This is a genomic window from Undibacter mobilis, assembly GCF_003367195.1.
GTDB classification, from domain to species: domain Bacteria; phylum Pseudomonadota; class Alphaproteobacteria; order Rhizobiales; family Xanthobacteraceae; genus Pseudolabrys; species Pseudolabrys mobilis.
In genome coordinates this window covers 2793984-2815239 of sequence record NZ_QRGO01000001.1, presented here as the reverse complement: position 1 = coordinate 2815239, position 21256 = coordinate 2793984, and the positions used below count along the sequence as shown (strand labels likewise).

Genomic DNA, 21256 nt, shown 5'->3' with positions numbered 1-21256 from the left:
CACCTGCGGCGTTCCGGTACAGGCTTAGCGGGACAGCCTTAATGGCGGGTCAGCAAATACGGTGAACGAAGCGTAACCATGCCGATAATTATGCAAATAACCACAGCAATTCCCTGCATTTAGCACACCCCCGTCGGCTACGCGCTTGACGCGCAGGCGGGCACGACCCTAAACGCCTGACGCGTGGTGCCGGCTCCCCCTCGCCTTCGCCAAGGACGAATACCGATGCGCCGCTTCGCCGCTGTTCTGATAGTCGCCGTGGCGACCTTGAGCCTGCCCGCGGCAGCGGCCGCCGACTGCCCTGGCCACCCGGATGCTCTCGGGACCTTTCGCGTGCTTGCGGTCAGTGCCGCGACAACGCCCCGCGTCGGCCGCAAGCATTTCCCGGAAACACTGCCGCTCGCCGACAAGGAGTTGGTCCTCACGTTCGACGACGGCCCCTGGCCAACGACCACGCCCCGCGTGCTCGATGCGCTCAAGGCCGAGTGCGTGCGCGCAACGTTCTTCCTGCTCGGCCGCAACACCGACGCCCATCCGTTGCTGGCGCGGCGCGCTTTGGCGGAAGGTCACAGCATCGGTCACCACACGTATTCGCACCCGCTGCTCAGTCACCTGCCTCTCGCCAAGGCCGAGGCGGAGATCAATCGCGGCATCGCGCGTGATGAATTTGCACTGACCGGCGTTGCCCGCAGCACGCCATCAACGCCGTTCTTCCGCTTTCCGGGCTTCGCCTCGAGCCAGCCCTTGCTCGACCGGCTGCAGGATCGCGGCATTGTCGTGTTCGGCGCCGATGTCTGGGCCAGCGATTGGGAACCGATGTCGCCGGACGTGCAGTTGCAGAAGTTGATGCAGCGCATCGAGCATGTCGGGCGCGGCATCGTGCTCCTGCACGACACCAAGGCGCAGACTGCGGCTATGCTGCCCCGACTGCTGCGCGAGTTGAAGCTGCGCGGCTATCGCATCGTCCATGTCGTACCGGCTTCCGCCTCTGTCACGAACTGAGACATAGTTGTCCACCGAACTGTTCCATTTTTGCCGCACCGTCCAAAAATACATTTGAAAACAAGGCCCGGCACAGCCGCTATGGTTGATTTTCGCTTAATGCGCCCACGCGGTAACGTTAAGTTGCCGCCCGCCCGCGTCCGACGCGCTTCGAAGAAAGCACGCACGCGGCGCACAGGGTTCTCGGGGGCGTGCCTTCCATGTTGCGTTTGCGTACTGCGCTGCTGCTGGTCTGCGGCGCGATCACAGGTCTTTCCGGCTTCGTAACGGCGGCAAAGGCCGAGGCTTGCACGAATACGAACGCGCTGGGCACCAGCCGTACCGTGACCGTCGACAGCAACGACCTGCCGCGCATCGGCACGATGCAGTATCGGCGTACGCTGCCGCTCGACGATCATGAAGTGGTCATCACTTTCGATGACGGCCCGCTGCCGCCCTACACCAACCGTGTGCTCGACGCGCTCGCTACCGAATGCGTCAAGGTCACCTACTTCCTGGTCGGCACCATGGCGCGCGCCAATCCCGACCTCGTGCGCCGCATCTACAATGCCGGCCACGTTATCGGCACGCACAGCCACCGGCATCCCTTCAACATGGATCGGATGGAGCGGGGGCGCGTCGTCAGCGAAATCGACAGCGGCATCGCCGCGGTGACGGCGGCCCTCGGCGACGAGCGGGCGCTGGCGCCGTTCTTTCGCGTTCCGGGACTGGCGCGCTCGCAACAGATCGAGACCTACGCGGCATCGCAGTCGCTTTCGGTGTGGAGCGCCGACGAGGTCGCCGACGACTGGCACCGCGGCATTACCGCGGAGCAGATCGTGCAACGTGCCATGAACCGCATCGAGGCCAAGGGGCACCGCGGAGTGTTGTTGCTGCATGACATTCATCCGGCCACTGCCCGCGCCGTGCCGATGCTGCTGAAGCGCCTTAAGGCCGGCGGCTACCGCATCGTGCAGGCCGTGCCGACGGGCGACCGCCCGGCGTCCGTGCCCGAACGCAGCCCGGTTCAGGTTGCCGCCGCTGAGAAACAGGGCTGGCCACGTGTCGTTCAGCCGGCGCAGCGGGCTGTTGGGAAGATCAAGGTGGCCGCCGCGAAGAAGGACACCGCGCTGCGCGCCAAACTCGCCAGTCGCAAGACCAAGACCGTCGTCGCCACGTCCGGTTTCAGCACCCTGTTCAACCGCTGACGGTGCCGTCCGGCGGATTGTCAGCCGGCGCCGGCCGGTGCAGCATCGCGGCCAGAACTGGCCCCCAGGCCTTTTGAGACCGTATCAGGAGCAATCAATGGACAAACTTCGCATCACCGCCGGGTCGTTCGTGTTCGATGCCAAGTTCGAAACCGAACTGGCGCCCAAGACCGTCGCGGTGTTCAAGAAGCTCCTGCCCTACGAGCAGAAGGTCATCCATGTGCGGTGGAGCGGCGAAGGCGTCTGGGTGCCGCTCGGCGAGCTCGACCTCGGCCTCACTTACGAAAACCACACCAGCTATCCACATCCGGGCCAGATGATCGTCTATCCGGGCGGCATCAGCGAAACCGAGATTTTGCTGTCCTACGGCGCCGTCCACTTCGCCTCGAAGCTCGGCCAGCTCGCCGGCAACCATTTCATCACCCTGACGTCGGGCCTGGACCGGCTCTACGAGTTCGGCCGCGCCGTGCTGTACGAAGGCGCCAAGCCGATCCGCATCGAGGCGGCGTGAGGCACGAAACCGCTGCCCGGCTAACGGATTGACGGGACGGCAAAATTTCAGGGACGAAGGCCGGGGAATGTCCCTTCGGCACTTGTGTGTCCGGACCCTATTTGATAGAGGGACCGCCGCTGAGGGTGACTTCGGTCCCCTTCACAATGCGGCCGTGGCGGAATTGGTAGACGCACTGCCTTGAGGTGGCAGCGGGTAACACCGTGGAAGTTCGAGTCTTCTCGGCCGCACCAAAATCGAACAATCGGTTTTGCTAAAGAAAAGCCCCGCTTGCGGGGCTTTTTTCGTCGGTGAAAGCGGTTCGAAGGCTCGTTACCGCATATCCGGCGAGCGCGGCAGCAACTCGCCCACCTCGACCGCAATACGGTTGCCATTGACCACGACGGTGCCCTGCGCCACCGGCATGTTGTTGGCGAGCACCTTGACGGCGTCGTCCTCGGTGGCGTCGAGTTCGATGATGGCGCCGCGGCCGAGCCGGAGCACCTGATGAATCGGCATGGTGGTCGTGCCCAGCACGACTGTGATGTCGACCGAAACCTTGTCGAAAGTGGCCAAGTTCCCAAATTCCTGTATGTCGTTTTGTGCCCGTCCCCTGTGACCGGGCTTGATCCAAGGTCACCCCAGTATGGTTAACCGGTGATTAACGCGCGCGATCTCATCGAAATCGGCATGCCGGTGGCGCCAGGCGCCCCGGCGGTCGAATGGCGGATTTCCGAGGGTTTGACGCCTTATCCGGAGGCCGTGGCCTTCATGGAGGCCCGTTCCGACGCGATTAGCCAAGGCAAAGCCCCGGAGCTCGTCTGGCTGGTCGAGCACCCGCCGCTCTACACGGCGGGCACCTCCGCCAACCGCGCCGACGTGCTCGACGCTCGTTTTCCGGTGTTCGATTCGGGTCGCGGCGGGCAAATGACCTATCACGGCCCTGGCCAGCGGGTCGGCTACGTCATGATCGACCTGCGCCGGCGTGGGCCGGACGTGCGCCGCTTCGTCGCCACGCTCGAGGAGTGGATCATCCGCAGCCTCGCCACCTTCAACGTGCGCGGCGAACGGCGCGAGGACCGCATCGGGGTCTGGGTCAGGCGACCAGACAAGGGAGACGGTTTCGAGGACAAGATCGCCGCGCTTGGCATTCGCGTCCGCAAATGGGTGACACTGCATGGCGTCGCCATCAATATCGAACCCGACCTCTCCCACTTCGGCGGTATCGTGCCCTGCGGCGTCTCGGTGCAGCGTTATGGCGTCACCAGCCTTGCCGATCTCGGACACACGACGACGATGCCGGAATTCGACATCAGCTTCCGGCAGGCGTTTGAGGAATTGTTCGGCGTGACGGCACCATCCAACGCCCAAACTGTCGGCACCGAAGTATCCCGATAGGGACATCATGACATCGCTGTCATCACTTGCGACAGATCAAGCCGCAGGAAATGGCGGCGTCTAGCGTTACTTCGCTGAGGCAATTTCTGCTCATCGAGGTCTCAATGCTTAGGTTCTGGCTGCTGCGCTTTCACCGGTGGATCGCGCTGGTCCTTTCCATTCCCTTCGCCGTGGTCATCGTCACCGGCCTGGTCCTGTCTTTCGAGCCGATGGTGATGGGCGCGGGCAGCCCCGCCGTCACAACGGCATCGATCAACGCGGCGCTCACCAAGCACGATCCCGACGGCAAGGCGCGTTCGATCGCGATCCGCGCCTATGACAGCACCTTGTCGATTGGCGGCGCTCAGCGCAGCCAGGCCACGATCATCGATCTGGCCAGCAACGAACGCGCCGCTGCACCGGGCATGCTCGCGAGTCTGTTCGGCTCATCGCGCCGGCTGCACGAGAACTTCATCTACGACCTGCGCTGGGTAGTTACTGCCTCGACCATCGCCATGCTGGTCATGATCCTGCTCGGCATCCTCATGGGCTGGCCGCGCATCCGCAACACGGTATCGGGCTGGCACAAGGGCGCCGGCTGGTTCGCGTTGCCGCTGGTGATCCTCAGCCCGCTGACCGGCCTTGCTCTGGCGTTCGGCATTACCTTCGCCACGCCGGCCGCGCGCCCGGCGGGCCCTGCTCCGTCGCTGAGCGAAGCGCTGGGTATCGTCGGTACGCAATACGACCTGTCGCGCATCACCTGGGTGCGACCGCTCGGCGGCGTGCTCGCAGCGCGCATCAACGACAATGGCGAAATGCGGGTGTTTGCGGTGACACGTGACGGCCTCGTGCCCTTCGCGCGCAACTGGCCGCGACTCATCCACGAGGGCAACTGGAGCGGCATCGTCGCGCCGCTGCTCAACGTCATCACCTCGATCGCGCTGACGATCCTGATGGTGACCGGCTTGTGGATCTGGGGGCGCCGGCAATTCCGCCAGCGCCAGCCGCGCGAGCGCTGCGTTCAGATCGTCGGCAGCACCGAGAACGCCTGACCGGCCATGCACTCCTTCAGCGCCGAGGCATGACCGGCCGAGCGGTGGATAGCATCGACGCGCGCGCCGGAAGGGCCACGCCGGCAGGCCGCGATCATGTCTTCGACCACCGGCGCGTCACCCATGAGCAAAGCCTCGACCGTACCATCGCCGCAGTTGCGCACCCAGCCGCGCAGGTCGCGTGAACGTGCCTCACGCTCGACGAAAGCGCGATAACCGACTCCCTGAACCCGGCCATGCACAACAAGATGGATGATCACCTCATCGATCATCAGGCTTCTCCCCGCGCCATCCACCGGCTGCCCGTCCACCGCGATATCGACCACCGCGCGATGACACGGACATGACGTTCCGGCAGGCGCCAGTCGCGGGCGGCGGCGGCGCACATTTCGGCATAGCCGGGCTTGGGCCGCCCTGTCCGGGCGCGCCGCAGAAGATAGACCATGGCCCGCACCATGCGCGGGCCGACGCGCAGCGGTAGATGGCTTACGACGTAGACTTCCTTGTGCAGCAATTCGTAGGCATGCAGCGCGGCCATGTCGCGTGGCGTCAGCCGCCACAGCACGCCATGCACGGTCTTGCCCGGCGCACGGCGCACCGAAGCCCAACCATCGAGGCCGATGAAGAATTCACAGCCATCGAGTCGCGCCGGTCCCAAGGCGCGCGCACCCGGACAGCGCGCCATCATGGCAGCGCGGTGCATGTTGGAGCCGTAGGCGAAGTAGAGCGTCACGCCTCAAGAATAGCAGACGTCCACCGTTAGTGGGTGGTCTCCTCGTCGCTCTTGTCGAATTCGTCGACCGGCCCGTCGAACTGATCGATCTCGCGCTCGAAGTCTTCCGGCGCCGGATCCTCGTCGTCCTCGTCATGGACGGGATGCTGGGCGTTGCCGCCGTCCGCGGTCGGCGAGAAGCCACCGCCCGCTGGCGTCTCCTCGCCTCGCTCCACCCGCTCGCCGAGCGTATCGGGCCGCGTCTCCGGCAGGTCGCGGCGGCGATCCTCGTCGATGAGGTCCGGCGCCGTGTTACTTTCAAGATCGGTGTTGCGTGGCGTACGGGGCGGAGGCATAGGCCATCTCCTTGAGGATTATTGTCGGGCCGACAACGCCCGCCGACGACGGGCGGTTCCTGTTCAACATCATTCGCCGAATGGCGCGGTTGCCATATGCGGCCGGCGGACCTAGAGATTTACAAAGACAGCACGCGCCCCGCCCCTGTCGTCCGCGACCTCACGAGCTCGCACCCGATGTTTCCGATCCGCTCGGCCCGCCGCTTGCGTCTGATCAAGGTCTTTTCGGCGCGCTGGCAAAGGCGCCTGCTGTTCGTAATGGGCGGCATCGCGGTTGGCGCGGCCGCCGTTCTGCTCGCCGTGCTGGCGGACTGGGCGCAGCACGCCTTCGCAATACTGCTCGGCTATTCCCACTATCTCGCGCTGGCCGTCACGCCGGCCGGTTTCGTGCTCGCCGTACTGCTTACCCGCCAATACTTCCCAAACGCGCAGGGCAGCGGCATCCCGCAGGCGATCGCGGCCCGCCAGTTGACCGATCAGGGCGCCCGCGCGCGATTGCTGTCGATCCGCGTCGCCATCGGCAAAGTGCTGCTGACCCTGCTCGGCCTTCTGTGCGGCGCATCGGCGGGCCGCGAAGGCCCGACCGTGCAGATCGGCGCGTCCATCATGTTCGCCGCAGGTCGGCTGTCGCCACGCCGGCAACCCGGCCTCGTGCTGGCTGGCGCGGCGGCCGGCGTCGCCGCGGCCTTCAACACGCCGCTGGCCGGCATCGTGTTCGGCATCGAGGAGTTGAGCCGCAGCTTCGAAACACGGGCCAGCGGCCTCATCATCGCCGCCGTCATTGCCGCCGGTCTCACAACCCTCGCCCTGGTCGGCAACTACACTTACTTCGGCAGCACGCCGACGATGTTGCAGCATGGCGCCGACTGGCTGGCGGTGCCGATCTGCGGTGTGATCGGCGGCTTGTGCGGTGGCCTGTTCAGCCGCTTCGTCATCGCCATGGCACGCGGCGTGCCCGGTTTAGCAGGCTCGTTTCTCAAGAAGCGTCCGCTTTTGCTCGCCGGCCTCTGCGGCCTCGGCGTCGCATTGTGCGGCCTCGCCTCGGGCGACCTCGCCTACGGCACCGGTTACGAGCAAGTGAAGACCGCCCTGGAAAGCGGAACGCCGCTGCCGGAAAGTTTTGGCCTGCTGAAATTTGCGGCCACGGCACTGACGGCCATCAGCGGTATTCCCGGCGGCATTTTCGCGCCGTCGCTCGCGGTCGGCGCCGGTATCGGCAGCAACGTTGCGCAATTCTTTCACGGCGCGCCGATCGGCCCCATTATCATTCTCGGCATGGTGGCCTATTTTTCCGGCGTCGTGCAGGCCCCGATCACAGCCTTCGTCATCGTCACCGAGATGACCGGCAATCACGCCATGGTGCTGCCGGTGATGGCCGCTTCGCTGATCGCCTATGCGTGCTCGCGTCTGGTCTGCCCCGAAGGCATCTACCATGCGCTAGCCAAGAGCTTCGTGCAGGCCAATTCTGTGGTAAAACACTGATCAGGCGAACTCGATAATCACCGCATCCACCGCCAGGCTGTCGCCGGGCTTGGCGTTCACCTTCTTCACGGTGCCATCGATCTCGGCGCGCAGCACGTTTTCCATTTTCATGGCTTCGACCACGGCCACGGTCTCGCCGGCCTTCACTTCTTGCCCTTCGGCCACCGCAATGGAAACGACCAGACCCGGCATCGGGCACAGCACCAGTTTAGCCGTATTGGCCGCCTGCTTCACCGGCATCAGCCGCGCATAAGCGGCCTCGCGCTCGGTGAAGACATAGACCTTCGCTTCGACACCGCGATAGGCCAATGCGAAGCCGTTCGGAATGGTGCGCACCTGCACGGCGACCGGCTTTGAATCCATCGTGCCGGCCCACAAGGGCTCGCCCGGCTTCCAGCTCGATTCCAGATGACGTACGGCATTCTTGTTGCCATCTTTACCATCGAAGCGGACGCCGATCGTGCCGTTCTCTCGTTTAACCTCGAGACGATACTCGGTATCGCCGAGCCACACCGCGCGATTGGCCTCACGGGTCACAACACGGCCAGTCATCTGGCCCGAAATCTGGCGCTTGCGCTCGCCGAGAACATGATCGATCGCCGCCGCGACGGCGGCAATCACCTCGGCGCGCTCGCCGTCCGGCACTTGCGGATGGAAGCCTTCAGGGAATTCCTCGGCGATAAAGCCGGTCGACAGCTTGCCGGACTTCCAGCGCGGATGCGCCATTAGCGCCGACAGAAACGGGATGTTGTGGCGGATGCCGTCGATGACGAAGGCATCGAGGGCATCGCTCTGGGCTTCGACCGCTTCGGCGCGCGTCGGTGCATGCGTCACGAGCTTGGCGATCATCGGATCGTAGAACAGCGAGATCTCGCCGCCCTCATAGACGCCGGTGTCATTGCGCACGGTGACTCCGTCAATGACGCGCTCGACCGGCGGACGGTAGCGCGTCAGGCGCCCGGTCGATGGCAGGAAGTTGCGATACGGGTCCTCGGCATAGACGCGGCTCTCGACAGCCCAACCCTTCAGTTTCACGTCGTCCTGCTTGATCGACAGCTTCTCGCCGGCGGCCACGCGGATCATCTGCTCGACCAGATCGATGCCCGTGATCAGTTCGGTCACCGGATGCTCGACCTGCAGACGCGTATTCATCTCGAGGAAGAAGAAGCTGCGGTCCTGTCCGGCGACAAATTCGACGGTGCCGGCGGAATCGTAACCGACGGCTTTGGCCAGCGCGACGGACTGGTCGCCCATTTTCTTGCGCGTCGCCTCATCGAGCAGCGGGCTTGGCGCTTCCTCGATGACTTTCTGGTTGCGGCGCTGGATCGAGCATTCGCGTTCGCCGAGATAGATGACGTTGCCGTGCTTGTCGCCGAGCAACTGAATCTCGATGTGGCGCGGATCGACGATGAACTTCTCGATGAACATGCGGTCGTCGCCGAACGACGATTTGGCTTCCGAGCGCGACCGGGCAAAACCTTCGGCGACTTCCTTCTCGGACCAGGCGATGCGCATGCCCTTGCCGCCGCCGCCGGCGGAGGCCTTGATCATGACTGGATAGCCGATGTCGTTGGCGATCTTCACCGCCTCCTTCTCGTCGGCGATGACGCCAAGATGGCCGGGCACGGTCGAGACCTTGGCGGCGGCCGCCGCCTTCTTGGATTCGATCTTGTCGCCCATGGCGGCGATGGCCCGGGGGTTGGGGCCGATGAAGACGATGCCGGCGGCCTCCAGCGCCTTGGGGAACGCCTCGCGCTCGGACAGGAAGCCGTAGCCGGGATGCACCGCCTCGGCGCCGGTCTCTTTGCAGGCGGCGATGATCTTCTCGATAATCAGATAGCTTTGCGCCGCCGGGGGCGGCCCGATGAGCACGGCGGTATCGGCCATCTCGACATGGAGCGCGTCCTTGTCGGCCTCGGAATATACCGCGACGGTCTCGATCCCCATCTTGCGGGCGGTCTTAATGATCCGGCAGGCGATTTCGCCGCGATTGGCGATCAAAATGCGCTTGAACATGTAGGTCGATGGTCCCCGCCGCTAAACCAAAGCACTCTGCGGCACTGCAATAAAATGTCAATGCGGGACGGCAAACCCGGCCGAGACCGCCAGCCACAGGCCGGCAGCGCCGACGAGCCAGCACAATACCGTCATGGCCGCCACTTCAGCGGCGAAGCGCGCGCGCCCCATGACGGCGGCCAGCACAAGCTTGCTGGCGGTGTTGGCGACGACCGCGACCAGGATCGTCTGGCTGGCGGCGAGCCATCCGAGCGGCACCGGCACGAGCCGGCTTGTCGCCGCCGTTACAGCGTCGACATCGCCGAGACCAAGGACGACGGCACCGATCAGGGTGCCGCCGGCCCCAAAGGCTTCGGCAACGACCCTGCCGACAACCATCGCGACACCCAGCAACACGGCAAAGCCGACCACCGGCCAGAAGCTGAAGGGATTATTGAATGTGTCGGTGGCCACCCCTTCTCCGCCATCGGCGCCGCGCCAATACACGGTGATGATAGCAAAGCCTGCCGCGACCAGCGCGGCGGGAACGAGCGCGGGCGCGACGAGGACCAGCAGACCGGGCTGCAATGCCGCTACGATGGCGGCGACGCGCAGGAACGACAGCGCCGTGGCGATCGCCACCCCGGCGGCGAGCAGCCCCACCGAGCCCTCGCCCGCGGTCGAACGTCGGGCATTGGCCAGGGTCACCGCCGTCGACGATACGAGCCCGCCGGCCAGTGCGCTGACCAGAACGCCGCGTTCGGCGCCGAAGACCTTGACTGCGGCGTAGCCCAGGAAGGACACGCCGGCGAGCACGATGGCGATGAGCCAGACCTCACGCGGATTGACACCCGGGGCAACACCGATGGCCATATCAGGCATCACCGGCAGGATGATGAAGGTCATCGCCAGCAACACCAGCGCCGAGCGCAGTTCCGGCCAGGTGATGCGCTCAATCCAGCCGTGGACCTCGGTGCGGATCGCCAGCACCCCGGTCATGGCGACTGCAGCGGCGGCAGCCACCCGACTGTCACCGGCCACGGCGAGCGCGCCGAGCGCGAAGGTCAAAAGACCGGCGAGAATCGTCGTCGCGGAGAAGCTGCCGGCGGCGCGATCGGCGTCACGCTGCAGGACGGTGAAAACCGCGGCATAAACGGCAAAGCCCAGCCCGATGACAAGGCCGGCGCCGAAACCCGGGCCGGCCAGTTGCGCCAGCGTGGCAATGACGCCGCCGAGCAGACCGCACAAAGTAAAAGTGCGGATGCCGGCCGCGCGCGAACCCGGCGCCATGGTGCGCGTCTTCCAGCCGCGTTCGAGGCCGACCAGCATGCCGATACCGAGGGCGATGGTCAGACGAAGGAGAAGATCGTCGATGGTCATTGCGAATCCCGGCTTTTGGGTCGCTTGCGCGACGGATGAATATGCTGCCGCAGAGCCGCCATGTAAAAGCGTTATTCTGTATCGATCGGGGGCGCGGGTGAAATCTCCCTTTTCGCACCTGACCTGTTTCAGCCGGAAAGCTCACCTTATATAAGATGCGACGAATTCTAACCCGAACCGTGTTTGGAGACTGAAATGACCTTGGCAATCGGCGATATCGCGCCGGATTTCGAAGCGGACACCACCGAAGGCAAGCTCCGCTTTCACGAATGGCTAGGCGATTCCTGGGCCGTGCTGTTCTCGCATCCGAAGGACTTCACGCCGGTCTGCACCACCGAGCTCGGCACCATGGCGCGGCTCAAGCCGGAGTTCGACAAGCGCAACACCAAGATCATCGGCCTGTCGGTCGATCCGGTGGACAACCACGCCAAGTGGTCGGTCGACATCAAGGAGATCGTCGGCTTTGCCCCGAATTACCCGATGATCGGCGACACCGACCTGAAGGTGGCCAAGCTCTATGGCATGCTGCCGGCTTCGACCTCAGGTACCTCGGAAGGCCGCACGCCCGCCGACAACCAGACCGTCCGCAACGTCTTCGTCATCGGCCCGGACAAGAAGATCAAGCTGATCCTGGTCTATCCGATGACCACCGGCCGCAACTTCGACGAAATCCTGCGCGTCATCGACAGCCTCCAGCTCAACGCCAAGCATCGCGTGGCGACGCCGGCAAACTGGAAACAGGGCGAGGACATCATCATCACCGGCGCGGTGAGCGATGAGGAAGCCAAGAAGATCTGGCCCGGTGGCTACAAGCAACCCCGCCCCTATATCCGCATCGCGCCGCAGCCGAAGTAAGTGGCAAAATAGGCCGCGACAGCCCGAAGCGGGTTTGGCTATAGATCGAGGGCGCGGGACATTTCCGCGCCCTTTTTCTTTGCCCTGCGGAGCCCGTGCATGTCCGACGTCAACGAAGTCGCCTTCAAGCAGCCGCCCTTTGCCGAACACCTCGGCCTCAAGGTCACCCATATGTCGGCCGACAAGGTCACGGCGGAATTGCCGATGCGCGAGGAACTCAACAACCGCTTTAACATCATGCATGGCGGCGCGATCATGGCGCTGGCCGACAATCTCGGCGGCACGGCAACCTCGGCCAATCTGAAACCCGGTCAGACCACCACAACGGTGGAGAGCAAGACCAATTTCTTCGCCGCCATTCCGATCGGCGACACCGCCTATGCCGAATGCACGCCGCTGCACCGCGGCCGCACCACCATGGTCTGGCAGACCAGGATCACGCGCAATGATGGCCGTCTGTGCGCGCTGGTGACACAAACGCAATTAGTGATGGAGAAGAAGTAGCGGCTATTTATCGGAGGTCGCCGCAGCCGGCTGGGCCGGCGCGCCGCGATTGACGATGAGCACGCCGGCGGCGCACACGACCATGCCGAAAATCGATAGCGCGTCGAGCTTCTCGCCGAACAGGCCATAGGCCATCAGCGCCGTCGTCGCGGGCACCAGATAAAACAGGCTGGCAAAGCGGGTCGCAGCCGAGCGGCGGATCAGCCAGTACATCAGGCCGATGGTGGCGACCGACAAGACGACAACAAGCCAGGTCAGTGCGACAATCAGCTCGCCGGTCCAGTGAATGACGCGGGTCTCGAATGCAAAGGCGATGAGCCAGAACGCCACCGCAACGCCGAAATACTGAATGGTGTTGCCGCTGCGCCAATCGATGCCGCCGCTGAAGCGCTTCTGATAAAGCGAACCGAGCGTGATGCCGATCAGCGATACGACGCTGGCGACCCAGCCAAGCACGCTCGCTTCGGCCAGCATCTGCCGGTCGTGCAGCACCAACGCGACGCCAACGAGACCGAGCACAAGACCCGCCCATTGCAGCGGCGACACCTTCTCACCCATGAAACGATTGGCGATGGTCGAAGTGAGGATCGGCTGCAGGCCGGGGATAAGCGCCGAGATGCCGGCCGGGACCCCCTGGCTGATCGCGAGAAACACACCGCCAAGATACACGCCATGGACCAGCAGGCCGGCGACGAAACTGTGGCCTATGCCCGCTTTGTCCGGCAACCGCGCGCCGCCCACCACGGCGATGATGGTCATCAGGACAACGACGGCTGACATCCGCACCGCGAGAAACGTCATCGGCTCGATATAGGGCAAGCCCAAGCGGGTGAAGATGAAGCCCGTGCTCCACAGCAGCACGAACAGGATCGGTGCCGAGGTGATCGCCAAATCCGGCAGGCGCTGTGTCGATGGACGCATGGCAGGCATGTTGTGAAGAGAACCCGGCGGCGAGTGGCCCAGCATGGGCCGGAACCGCGCTATACCATTTTGCACGCGCGTAACCCAACATTTGTTCCGTCGGAACCGACGTGTCCTCCTGTCTCGCCGCTGCAACTTTTGCGTCGGGCAAACGTTCTTCTCAGCAAGCTACCGTGCGAGGCATGGAACCAGGAGGAACTGCCATGAGCGACCCCCGTCTCAACGATCCGCGTTTCGACACCCGCCCAACCGACCCGACGTTGCGAGATCCGACATTGCGCGACCCGGCATTGCGCGGCAGCGCCGGTTCGAGTTCGACATGGGCTTGGGTCGGCGGCATTGCCGCTGTGGTCCTGATCGCCATTCTGGTGCTGGGTAACTGGCACAGCGGCACCGACACCAGTACGCCGGTGACGGCGAATGATCCGGCCGTGACGGCACCCGCCGGTGCACCGCCCGTGCGGAACGTAACGCCGCCGAGCACCACGGGCTCGGGCGCCACGTCGCCGACGCCGATGACGCCGGCGCCCGCGACGCCGCCGGCTCAGAACAACCAGTAATCGAGCCGCGACACCTGAACAAAGCCGTGCCCGCCCGGGCACGGCTTTTTTTATGGACTGAAGATCAGAACCAGGAAGGTCGCGAACACGACAAGGTGGACGGCGCCGAGCAGAATATTGGTCGGCGCGCCGGAAAACGTCATTTGCGCAATCAGCAGCGTCAGACCGAGCAGGATCGCATCGGCCGGCGCCAGACCGAGTTGCAGCGGCGTGCCGGTAAACAGGCTGATCACCAGCATCGCCGGAATGGTGAGGCCAATGGTCGACAACGCCGAACCGAGCGACAGATTGACCGAGCGTTGCAGATGATTTTGCGACGCCGCCTTGAACGACGACAGACCTTCCGGCGACAGCACCAGAATCGCGATGATGATGCCGCCGACGGTTGCCGGGGCATGCAGCTTATCGAGCGCGAAATCGACGATCAGCGCCAGCGATTCCGCCAGCAGCACCACCGGCATCAGCGTCAACAGCAGCAGCAGAGCATGCGCCCAGGCCGGATAGGCCGGCGCGCCGCCGGCCGCATGTCCGCCCTCTTCCACTGCGTCAGCCTCGATGAAGAAGGTGCGATGGCGCATGGTCTGGATCATCAGGAAGCCGCCATACAGCACCGCGGTGAGCACGGCGAAGGCAACCGCCTGCATCGGCGTCACCGAACTGTCGGGCGTCGACCTGGTGAAGGTCGGAATGATGAGCGAGATCACCGCCAGGCTGGTGATCACCGCGAGGAAGGCGACCGCGCCCTGCAGGCTGTACTGCTGCTGCTTGTGGCGCAGCGCGCCGGCGATGACCGACACGCCGACCATGAGATTGAGGACGATCATCACCACGGCATAGACCGTGTCGCGCGGCAAGGTCGGGTTCGGATCGCCGGTCAGCATGACCGTGGCCATGATCGTGACCTCGATCGCCACCACCGAGAGCGTGAGGATCAGCGTGCCATAAGGCTCGCCGCAGTAATGCGCCAGCGCTTCGGCGTGGCGGACCACGCCGAAGGCGCACCAGATCATCACCGAGAACAGAACGACGAAAACCGCTGCCGTGAAAGCCAGATTGGAAAAATCACGGATGGCGTCATGACCGAAGACGAAAACAACGGCTGTGACGGCAAGGCCGGCGATCATCGGCATTTCGGCGCGCAGCATGGCGGCCGGCGAGGGCTTCGCGGCGTTGGATTTCACAGCATCGGCGTGGGCGGTCATGCGGGTCCAGAATTTGCGAATCGTCGACGAAGGTCCGGTGTCGTTATCTTAACATGCCCGCCGCGTGCCCACGTCGCCGTCCCACGACCGACCCGCGCAAAATAACGCGGCCCAATCGTTGGGCATTGCGCGCCAAGCACCGCGCCGCAGCATGTAATCGTCATTCCCTGCCCCGCCAGCGCGCGCTAGCCTCACGGCGAGAACAATGAAGGCCGGACGCCATGTTCGGCCACCAGGGAGGCTACCCCATGCGCGCTGCGTCTTCGCGGCTGTCTTCGCTCTGCAATTGCGGTCAAGTCCACGGCGCGTTCAGCCGCCGCGCCTTCCTTGCCGGCGGCGCCGCGGCCTTCGCCTGCGCGACAACGCCGCTCGCCGGCTTTCTGCCAAAGGCCTACGCGCAGGCCAAAGGCAGCATCATCGATGTGCATCACCACATCTCGCCGCCGACCTGGGTCGACGCGCTCAAGAGCATCAAGCAGGACTCGCCGCCGGTGAACAACTGGTCGGTGCAGAAGACGCTCGAGGACATGGACAAAGGCGGCGTCGGCGTCGCCATCACCTCGCCGACCACGCCGCAGGCTTCGCCCTTCGACGCGCCGACCGCCGCGCGGCTCGCCCGCGAGTCCAACGAATTCGCCAAGAAGCTGGAGACGCAGCATCCGGGCCGCTTCGGCACCTGGGCGATGTTGCCGCTGCCGCATGTGAACGAGAGCCTGAAAGAAATCGAATACGCCTTCGACACGTTGAAGGTCGACGGTGTCGGCGTGATGACAAGCTATGGCGACAAGTGGCTCGGCTATGCCGAGTTCGAGCCGGTATGGGCCGAACTGAACCGCCGCAAGGCCACCGTCTACACGCATCCAACCGCGGCCAATTGCTGCGTCAACCTGGTGCGCGACATCGACCCCGCGCTGATCGAATTCGGTACCGACACGACGCGCTCGATCTTCACCGTCATCTTCTCCGGCTTCGGCGAGAAATATCCCGACATCAACTGGATCTGGTCGCATGGCGGCGGCTCGATCACCGCCTTCTACGAACGCTTCACGGTGCAGTCCATCGCAAGGCCGCCCTTTGCCGGCAAGGTGACGCGCGCGCAGATCGACAAGCAGATCGGCCGTTTCTATTACGACACCGCGGCGATCCCGAACGAGGTGACGCTGTCGGCGCTGGCGAAAATGGTGCCGGCCTCGCAGATCGTGTTCGGCTCCGATTATCCGTATCGCCGCTCGGAAGAATACGTTCAGCCGATCGACAAGTTCTTCAAGCCCGACGAAGCGGCGGCAATCAAGCGCAGCAATGCGCTGAAGCTGGTGCCGAGACTGAAGACGGCGTGACGGCTTGTAGCTCTCGTAGTCCGGGTGAAGCAAAGCGCGGCCCGGGCTACGATCACTTGATCCCTGCCGGACAGGCACGCTCTGCCACGCGCGTGTCGCAGACGCCGACCTTCTTCAGATACAGCGTCCAGGTCGCCGTCTGCTCCTTCGACGGCGTCGCCTTGAACGCCTTCTGCACGACGTAAAAACTGTCCTTGCCGGCGATGGCCTTCATGAAGGTGAACTCCGGCTTGCCGGTGTCCTTGTTAAGCGGGCATGACGACAGCCACATCGTCATCGCATAGCCGTTCTCGACCGCGCTGGTGATCGGCGCGCTTTCAGCGCCGGGACAGGATTTCGCCCACAGCCCGGCGATGCGATCGCGAAACTGCTCCGGCGTGGCTTTCAGGCCGTTGAACACCTGCACCGTCACCATCTCGGTCCAGGCGTTCACATTCTCGGCCTTGGGCACCATTTCGGTGATCTGCGCATTGCCCTGCTTCTTCTGGAAATCGACCTTGTAGCCGTCGGGCAGCGAGACCAGCAGGTTCTCGCCCTCAAAGGCAAAGGCCGGCGCGGACAGCGTCAGCAGCAGAACGATGGCAAACAGGCGAAGCATGGCGGCGGTCCAGGCGTGGTGAGTCGAACGATGCATGTTAGCCGAAGCCAGCGGGCGGACATGCGTCAGCGCCCGTATTGTTTGATCGGCGCCGGGTGCGCCGGACTTCCCCTGCCTTTTTCCCTCATCGCCCGATGAGGGAATGGAGCGCCGCGAGGCGCCCGTTGAAGTTCGCACCTCGTGGGTGCGAGGTTTCTCCTTGCGATCGGAGAAACCTGCGCCCCGCGGCGCTCCATGGCGGTGTCTTGACGGCGACCGGGCCGCGCTTTCGGCGGCTGATCTGCCTTTCGGCAGGTAGCGCACACCGTCAGCGAGCTCCTCGCGGGGGGTCCTAGTGCCCCCGGGCGGAACCCCGGCGCCGCCCGAGCGCTGGAGGTGCGTTTCCTCCAGCCCGCGGGCACCGCATTCCACCCCGCTTCCACGACGCCTCATGACAGCGCCCCTCGACGGATGGAACGGATATAGGATTATAGGCACATAGGACGAAAGTCAAGAGGCGCTGCGGCCCAAAAATCGCGCGGCCGGAGCGCCGACAGGCCCGCTCAGGTGAGGCTCAGCAGCGTCATGCCGATAACGGTGACGACGCGCGCCAGATCGGCCCAGCGTCGCTCGCCGTCATAGTGCGCGGCGGACCGCCAGACCGCGACCGTGATGAAAACGTTGTAGGGCACCGAGAACGCATAACCCGCGACGAAGGCCGCCAGAGTGTAGCCGTGAAGGAGCAGCGTGAAGAACAGGATCGTGGTCAGCCCATTGACCGCGATGCCGCCGAACACGGCCCCGTTCCAGAACACTTGCGGCAGCGGCACCTCGCCGTGCCAGAGGCGATGACGGAGGGACATGGGAGGAAGGCTCCAGTGGCGTTGATGGCCGGATCGATCATGTCAGCTTCCGACGACGCGGGAGCCCCCGGCACGGGAGGTTGTGCTATTTTAGTGAGAAGGAGAAGCGCCATGCCTGACATTGTCGTTGAGGTCGATCCCGATCTGCACGCCGCCCTTTCCAAGTGGGTTTCAGAGCAAAACCGCCCATTGACCGCCCTCGCCCGCGACATTCTCGCGGCAGGACAGCATGCGCGCGATGTCTACGACCCGAGAATTTCTCAAACGACTCGCTGGATTCGCATGAACCGCGACGGCGGCTGCGGATTTTGCGACCGGTTCGAACCGCTATTTGGAGGCGGCAAGACGCAAGCGCCGGTTTATCGTTAGCGGAGAGCGTTACGCCTGAGACGGAAATTTCGGATTACGTCTCGCCAGCTAGCGTATGACCTCACGGCCTTGGCGAGAAACTTGATAGTACCGAGCCAACAAATTAAAACTCCTATGAGATAAATAACACGAGGCAGAATTGTGGACGATTCGCTAATTAAAGCGGGCCTAGCCATTGGCGGCGCCATTGGCGGCGCCATCATAGCAGGATTAGCGAATGCCTATGCGGCACGCCAAAGAATCCGAGAGATCGAAATTTCGTACTCACACAAACTGCGCGACGGCTATCTAGAGAATGCCAGAAAAATGGCCGCGGATGTGTACATCCCGATAAGCATCGCGATCGGACAACTACTGAAATCCTATGATCAATTTAGAGCAAACATTGACTTCGATAACAATCAGGTCCCGACAGGTTCACGAAACAGCTTCTTGGGTCAGTGTCGCAATTATCTGCTAGAAATTGACAGATTGTTCTCGCGCGGCGCAGACGCCTACCTTACAAACGAACTTGATAGTACGCTGAGAAAATTTAATTCATTCGTAAATCAGTCACTCAACGAAACTGCGGTTTCACAAAAAATTATTCTGGAAGCATTCGCGCAAATTCCATTCCTCGGAAACTTCTCCACGGGAAAAGTGGAGCGCACCATACCGCACCGCACTCTGACACGATTTTTGCCAACAGTGTCTACGACACTAATTCCTGGCATCAGTATTTCATATGCCAGCGAAACACTGAGCGCCCCACTCCACTCCCGCGAATTTGAAGAACGGTTTCAGACCGAAGCAATAGAGATCAAAGCCCTAATAAAGGAGGTGATCTTAGGCTCGCACAGAGCAACATGAGCAGGTGTAATATCCTGTATACGGAGCAAGCCAGCTGCGGAGCCCCCGCGAGGCGAGGCCACTCCCCGCCTACGCGCCACTATTTAGCACCTCCACGTCAGCAGCATTCGAAGTCGCGACAATTAGACTCTCGATAAGCCGCCTAACGTACTTTGAATCAAAAAAAGCTTGGCCTTCGATACCGTTTATTTCCAACCAAGCATCGTCAATGACTTCGATTTCGATCCTGCCGAAATCTCTAAGCACATCGAGACATAATTTATTAATACGCAGATTTGTCCATTGGGTAGGACCGGGATTGCGATAACCTCTGAAACGAACCTCAAAATCACGCGTTTCGCCCACATACCGTGAACGAACGCCGTCAGCCCTCACTATTGAAATGCGATAGACTTGACTACCGGTTGCAACTGGAAACCGCAACTTTCCTTTGAGGTCCAAACGGACTGTGCCAAGCGTTCGCCAAGTTAACCTGACTCGCGCCGCTAGCATCCGCTACACCGGCAAATTATCGTGCTTCCTTCGCGGCACCTCGGCCGTCTTCCCCTTCAGCATCGCCAGTGCCCTTGCGATGCGGCGGCGCGTCGAATGCGGCATGATCACGTCGTCGATATAGCCGCGCTCGGCGGCAACGAAGGGTGACAGGAAGCGGTCTTCGTATTGCTTGGTCTGCGCCGCGATCTGCTCCGGGGTGCCGCCGCGGAAGATGATCTCGACCGCGCCCTTGGCACCCATCACCGCGATCTGCGCCGTCGGCCAGGCATAGTTCAGATCGCCACCGACATGTTTCGACGCCATCACGTCATAGGCGCCGCCGAAGGCCTTGCGCGTGATGATCGTCACCAGCGGCACCGTCGCCTGGCTGTAGGCGAACAGCAGCTTGGCGCCGTGCTTGATCAAGCCGCCATATTCCTGGTCCGTGCCGGGAAGGAAGCCCGGCACATCGACGAAGGTGACGATCGGAATGTTGAAGGCATCGCAGAAGCGCACGAAGCGCGCGGCTTTCCTTGAGGCATCGGAGTCGAGCACGCCGGCCAGCACCATCGGCTGGTTGGCGACGAAGCCGACGGTCGAACCCGCCACGCGGCCGAAGCCGATGACGATATTCTTGGCGTAAGCCGCCGACAGTTCGAAGAAGTCGCCCTCATCAACAACCTTCGTAATCAGCTCCTTGATGTCATAGGGCTTGTTCGGATTGTCGGGGATCAGCGTGTCGAGCGATTCATCGATCGCGTCGATGTCGTCGAAGGTCGGCCAGCTCGGCGGGCCGGCCTCGAAATTCGACGGCAGGAAGTCCATCAGCCGGCGCATCTGCAGCAGACAATCGACGTCGTTTTCAAATGAACCGTCGGCGACGCCGGATTTGGTGGTGTGAACCGAGGCGCCGCCGAGTTCTTCGGCGGTGACGACCTCGTTGGTCACGGTCTTCACCACGTCCGGGCCGGTGACGAACATGTAGGAGGTGTCGCGCACCATGAAGATGAAATCGGTCATGGCCGGCGAATAGACGTCGCCGCCCGCGCACGGTCCCATGATGACGCTGATCTGCGGGATCACGCCCGAGGCCATCACGTTGCGCCTGAACACCTCGCCATAGCCGCCGAGCGCGGCCACGCCTTCCTGGATGCGGGCGCCGCCGGCATCGAACAGGCCGATGATGGGCGCGCGCGCCTTCATCGCCATGTCCTGCACCTTGATGATCTTCTGCGCATGGGTCTCGCTGAGCGAGCCGCCGAACACGGTGAAGTCCTTGGAGAACAGATAGACGATGCGGCCGTTGATGGTGCCCCAGCCGGTGACGACGCCGTCGCCGGGGATCTTGGTCTTCTCCATGCCGAAGTCCGACGAGCGGTGCTCGACGAACATGTCCATTTCCTCGAACGAGCCCTTGTCGAGCAGCAGCTCGATGCGCTCGCGGGCGGTCAGCTTGCCGCGCTTGTGCTGGGCCTCGATGCGCTTCTCGCCGCCGCCCAGGCGGGCTTCCGCGCGCCGCTCTTCCAGTCTGTCGAGGATGTCTTTCATGGTGGTCTTCTGGCCCCTGCCCGATCTTGTCTCGGCCGCAGAATGTCACAGCCTTGGGTGCGCTGCAAAAGGGGACCGACCCTCATGGTGAGGAGGGCCGGAAGGCCCGTCTCGAACCATGAGGCCGCCCCATCCTTCGAGACGCGGCCTGCGGCCGCTCCTCA

Annotated in this window: 24 protein-coding genes and 1 tRNA gene; 13 read left to right on the top strand and 12 right to left on the bottom strand. The window is 63.3% G+C overall.

Going from position 1 to position 21256, the window contains the following annotated elements:
- Window positions 1–225 precede the first annotated feature (225 nt).
- From DXH78_RS13375 to DXH78_RS13360, 4 genes are all read left to right on the top strand, one after another.
- Window positions 226–1002 carry a polysaccharide deacetylase family protein gene (locus DXH78_RS13375; protein ID WP_115517497.1) on the top strand — a complete coding sequence of 259 codons (777 nt, stop codon included), beginning with the start codon at window positions 226–228 and terminating at the stop codon, window positions 1000–1002.
- Between the two features lie 200 nt (window positions 1003–1202).
- The gene (locus tag DXH78_RS13370) at window positions 1203–2189 is read left to right on the top strand and encodes a polysaccharide deacetylase family protein (RefSeq protein ID WP_115517496.1); all 987 of its coding nucleotides are present in this window, start codon (window positions 1203–1205) and stop codon (window positions 2187–2189) included.
- A gap of 97 nt (window positions 2190–2286) precedes the next feature.
- On the top strand, window positions 2287–2700 hold the full coding sequence (locus DXH78_RS13365) for a DUF3830 family protein (protein WP_115517495.1): 414 nt from the start codon (window positions 2287–2289) through the stop codon (window positions 2698–2700).
- 148 nt (window positions 2701–2848) lie between these two features.
- Window positions 2849–2933 (top strand) — tRNA-Leu (locus DXH78_RS13360).
- Between the two features lie 79 nt (window positions 2934–3012).
- On the opposite strand, the gene DXH78_RS13355 is transcribed toward DXH78_RS13360, so the two are convergent.
- Window positions 3013–3255, bottom strand: coding sequence for a FliM/FliN family flagellar motor switch protein (locus DXH78_RS13355; protein ID WP_115517494.1), 243 nt, complete (start codon window positions 3253–3255; stop codon window positions 3013–3015).
- An 81-nt stretch (window positions 3256–3336) separates the two neighbouring features.
- On the opposite strand from DXH78_RS13355, the gene lipB reads away from it, so the two are divergent.
- A complete protein-coding gene (gene lipB / locus DXH78_RS13350) occupies window positions 3337–4077 on the top strand; it encodes a lipoyl(octanoyl) transferase LipB (protein ID WP_245416812.1) in 741 nt (246 codons plus the stop codon).
- Between the two features lie 104 nt (window positions 4078–4181).
- Window positions 4182–5108, top strand: a complete 927-nt coding sequence (locus DXH78_RS13345; protein ID WP_115517493.1) for a PepSY-associated TM helix domain-containing protein — start codon at window positions 4182–4184, stop codon at window positions 5106–5108.
- On the opposite strand, the gene DXH78_RS13340 is transcribed toward DXH78_RS13345, so the two are convergent.
- From DXH78_RS13340 to DXH78_RS13330, 3 genes are read right to left on the bottom strand one after another with little or no spacing between them, the layout of a single operon-like run.
- Window positions 5078–5380 carry an acylphosphatase gene (locus DXH78_RS13340; RefSeq protein WP_210209549.1) on the bottom strand — a complete coding sequence of 101 codons (303 nt, stop codon included), beginning with the start codon at window positions 5378–5380 and terminating at the stop codon, window positions 5078–5080. The genes DXH78_RS13345 and DXH78_RS13340 overlap by 31 nt on opposite strands.
- Window positions 5380–5841, bottom strand: a complete 462-nt coding sequence (locus DXH78_RS13335; RefSeq protein ID WP_115517492.1) for a gamma-glutamylcyclotransferase family protein — start codon at window positions 5839–5841, stop codon at window positions 5380–5382. Before DXH78_RS13335 ends, DXH78_RS13340 begins: the two co-directional genes overlap by 1 nt.
- Before the next feature lie 26 nt (window positions 5842–5867).
- Entirely contained in the window at window positions 5868–6176 is a 309-nt protein-coding gene (locus tag DXH78_RS13330) for a hypothetical protein (protein ID WP_115517491.1), read from the bottom strand.
- 177 nt (window positions 6177–6353) lie between these two features.
- On the opposite strand from DXH78_RS13330, the gene DXH78_RS13325 reads away from it, so the two are divergent.
- On the top strand, window positions 6354–7658 hold the full coding sequence (locus tag DXH78_RS13325) for a chloride channel protein (protein ID WP_115517888.1): 1305 nt from the start codon (window positions 6354–6356) through the stop codon (window positions 7656–7658).
- Here the strand turns inward: DXH78_RS13325 and DXH78_RS13320 are convergent, their stop codons facing one another.
- Both DXH78_RS13320 and DXH78_RS13315 read right to left on the bottom strand, forming a co-directional pair.
- The gene (locus tag DXH78_RS13320) at window positions 7659–9674 is read right to left on the bottom strand and encodes an acetyl-CoA carboxylase biotin carboxylase subunit (protein WP_115517490.1); all 2016 of its coding nucleotides are present in this window, start codon (window positions 9672–9674) and stop codon (window positions 7659–7661) included.
- A 57-nt stretch (window positions 9675–9731) separates the two neighbouring features.
- Window positions 9732–11033 (bottom strand): MgtC/SapB family protein, encoded by a 1302-nt coding sequence (locus DXH78_RS13315; protein WP_115517489.1) that lies wholly within the window; start codon window positions 11031–11033, stop codon window positions 9732–9734.
- Window positions 11034–11228: 195 nt separating this feature from the next.
- Here DXH78_RS13315 and DXH78_RS13310 point away from each other — a divergent pair, with 195 nt between their 5' ends.
- On the top strand, window positions 11229–11888 hold the full coding sequence (locus tag DXH78_RS13310; RefSeq protein ID WP_115517488.1) for a peroxiredoxin: 660 nt from the start codon (window positions 11229–11231) through the stop codon (window positions 11886–11888).
- 99 nt (window positions 11889–11987) lie between these two features.
- Window positions 11988–12392 (top strand): PaaI family thioesterase, encoded by a 405-nt coding sequence (locus tag DXH78_RS13305; protein WP_115517487.1) that lies wholly within the window; start codon window positions 11988–11990, stop codon window positions 12390–12392.
- A gap of 3 nt (window positions 12393–12395) precedes the next feature.
- Here DXH78_RS13305 and DXH78_RS13300 read toward each other — a convergent pair whose 3' ends face one another.
- Complete coding sequence (locus DXH78_RS13300; RefSeq protein WP_115517887.1) at window positions 12396–13313, bottom strand: DMT family transporter; 918 nt, start codon at window positions 13311–13313, stop codon at window positions 12396–12398.
- 203 nt (window positions 13314–13516) lie between these two features.
- On the opposite strand from DXH78_RS13300, the gene DXH78_RS19915 reads away from it, so the two are divergent.
- Complete coding sequence (locus DXH78_RS19915; RefSeq protein ID WP_168192805.1) at window positions 13517–13873, top strand: hypothetical protein; 357 nt, start codon at window positions 13517–13519, stop codon at window positions 13871–13873.
- 50 nt (window positions 13874–13923) lie between these two features.
- On the opposite strand, the gene DXH78_RS13290 is transcribed toward DXH78_RS19915, so the two are convergent.
- Window positions 13924–15075, bottom strand: a complete 1152-nt coding sequence (locus DXH78_RS13290; RefSeq protein WP_210209548.1) for a calcium:cation antiporter — start codon at window positions 15073–15075, stop codon at window positions 13924–13926.
- Window positions 15076–15323: 248 nt separating this feature from the next.
- On the opposite strand from DXH78_RS13290, the gene DXH78_RS13285 reads away from it, so the two are divergent.
- Entirely contained in the window at window positions 15324–16412 is a 1089-nt protein-coding gene (locus tag DXH78_RS13285; protein ID WP_168192804.1) for an amidohydrolase family protein, read from the top strand.
- A gap of 52 nt (window positions 16413–16464) precedes the next feature.
- Here the strand turns inward: DXH78_RS13285 and DXH78_RS13280 are convergent, their stop codons facing one another.
- Both DXH78_RS13280 and DXH78_RS13275 read right to left on the bottom strand, forming a co-directional pair.
- Window positions 16465–17046, bottom strand: coding sequence for a hypothetical protein (locus DXH78_RS13280; RefSeq protein ID WP_115517484.1), 582 nt, complete (start codon window positions 17044–17046; stop codon window positions 16465–16467).
- A gap of 506 nt (window positions 17047–17552) precedes the next feature.
- Window positions 17553–17852, bottom strand: a complete 300-nt coding sequence (locus DXH78_RS13275; protein WP_115517483.1) for a hypothetical protein — start codon at window positions 17850–17852, stop codon at window positions 17553–17555.
- Window positions 17853–17963: 111 nt separating this feature from the next.
- On the opposite strand from DXH78_RS13275, the gene DXH78_RS19660 reads away from it, so the two are divergent.
- Together DXH78_RS19660 and DXH78_RS13270 are read left to right on the top strand one after the other, a co-directional pair.
- Window positions 17964–18221: a hypothetical protein gene (locus tag DXH78_RS19660; RefSeq protein WP_147292638.1), complete on the top strand. Its 258-nt coding sequence runs from the start codon at window positions 17964–17966 to the stop codon at window positions 18219–18221.
- A 141-nt stretch (window positions 18222–18362) separates the two neighbouring features.
- Window positions 18363–19070, top strand: coding sequence for a hypothetical protein (locus DXH78_RS13270; RefSeq protein ID WP_115517482.1), 708 nt, complete (start codon window positions 18363–18365; stop codon window positions 19068–19070).
- Window positions 19071–19139: 69 nt separating this feature from the next.
- Here DXH78_RS13270 and DXH78_RS19655 read toward each other — a convergent pair whose 3' ends face one another.
- Together DXH78_RS19655 and DXH78_RS13265 are read right to left on the bottom strand one after the other, a co-directional pair.
- Window positions 19140–19511 (bottom strand): GIY-YIG nuclease family protein, encoded by a 372-nt coding sequence (locus DXH78_RS19655; protein ID WP_147292637.1) that lies wholly within the window; start codon window positions 19509–19511, stop codon window positions 19140–19142.
- A gap of 54 nt (window positions 19512–19565) precedes the next feature.
- Window positions 19566–21092 (bottom strand): acyl-CoA carboxylase subunit beta, encoded by a 1527-nt coding sequence (locus tag DXH78_RS13265; protein ID WP_115517481.1) that lies wholly within the window; start codon window positions 21090–21092, stop codon window positions 19566–19568.
- Between the last annotated feature and the right edge of the window lie 164 nt (window positions 21093–21256).

Coding starts and splice junctions, on each gene's coding strand:
- DXH78_RS13325 (WP_115517888.1), top strand. CDS start 6,354: ATGTTTCCGATCCGCTCGGCCCGCCGCTTGCGTCTGATCAAGGTCTTT.
- DXH78_RS13365 (WP_115517495.1), top strand. CDS start 2,287: ATGGACAAACTTCGCATCACCGCCGGGTCGTTCGTGTTCGATGCCAAG.
- DXH78_RS13280 (WP_115517484.1), bottom strand. CDS start 17,046: ATGCATCGTTCGACTCACCACGCCTGGACCGCCGCCATGCTTCGCCTG.
- DXH78_RS13265 (WP_115517481.1), bottom strand. CDS start 21,092: ATGAAAGACATCCTCGACAGACTGGAAGAGCGGCGCGCGGAAGCCCGC.
- DXH78_RS13345 (WP_115517493.1), top strand. CDS start 4,182: ATGCTTAGGTTCTGGCTGCTGCGCTTTCACCGGTGGATCGCGCTGGTC.
- DXH78_RS13330 (WP_115517491.1), bottom strand. CDS start 6,176: ATGCCTCCGCCCCGTACGCCACGCAACACCGATCTTGAAAGTAACACG.
- DXH78_RS13375 (WP_115517497.1), top strand. CDS start 226: ATGCGCCGCTTCGCCGCTGTTCTGATAGTCGCCGTGGCGACCTTGAGC.
- DXH78_RS13275 (WP_115517483.1), bottom strand. CDS start 17,852: ATGTCCCTCCGTCATCGCCTCTGGCACGGCGAGGTGCCGCTGCCGCAA.
- DXH78_RS13285 (WP_168192804.1), top strand. CDS start 15,324: ATGCGCGCTGCGTCTTCGCGGCTGTCTTCGCTCTGCAATTGCGGTCAA.
- DXH78_RS19660 (WP_147292638.1), top strand. CDS start 17,964: ATGCCTGACATTGTCGTTGAGGTCGATCCCGATCTGCACGCCGCCCTT.
- DXH78_RS13300 (WP_115517887.1), bottom strand. CDS start 13,313: ATGCGTCCATCGACACAGCGCCTGCCGGATTTGGCGATCACCTCGGCA.
- DXH78_RS13310 (WP_115517488.1), top strand. CDS start 11,229: ATGACCTTGGCAATCGGCGATATCGCGCCGGATTTCGAAGCGGACACC.
- DXH78_RS13320 (WP_115517490.1), bottom strand. CDS start 9,674: ATGTTCAAGCGCATTTTGATCGCCAATCGCGGCGAAATCGCCTGCCGG.
- DXH78_RS19915 (WP_168192805.1), top strand. CDS start 13,517: ATGAGCGACCCCCGTCTCAACGATCCGCGTTTCGACACCCGCCCAACC.
- DXH78_RS13290 (WP_210209548.1), bottom strand. CDS start 15,075: ATGACCGCCCACGCCGATGCTGTGAAATCCAACGCCGCGAAGCCCTCG.
- DXH78_RS13315 (WP_115517489.1), bottom strand. CDS start 11,033: ATGACCATCGACGATCTTCTCCTTCGTCTGACCATCGCCCTCGGTATC.
- DXH78_RS13305 (WP_115517487.1), top strand. CDS start 11,988: ATGTCCGACGTCAACGAAGTCGCCTTCAAGCAGCCGCCCTTTGCCGAA.
- DXH78_RS13370 (WP_115517496.1), top strand. CDS start 1,203: ATGTTGCGTTTGCGTACTGCGCTGCTGCTGGTCTGCGGCGCGATCACA.
- DXH78_RS13340 (WP_210209549.1), bottom strand. CDS start 5,380: ATGATCGATGAGGTGATCATCCATCTTGTTGTGCATGGCCGGGTTCAG.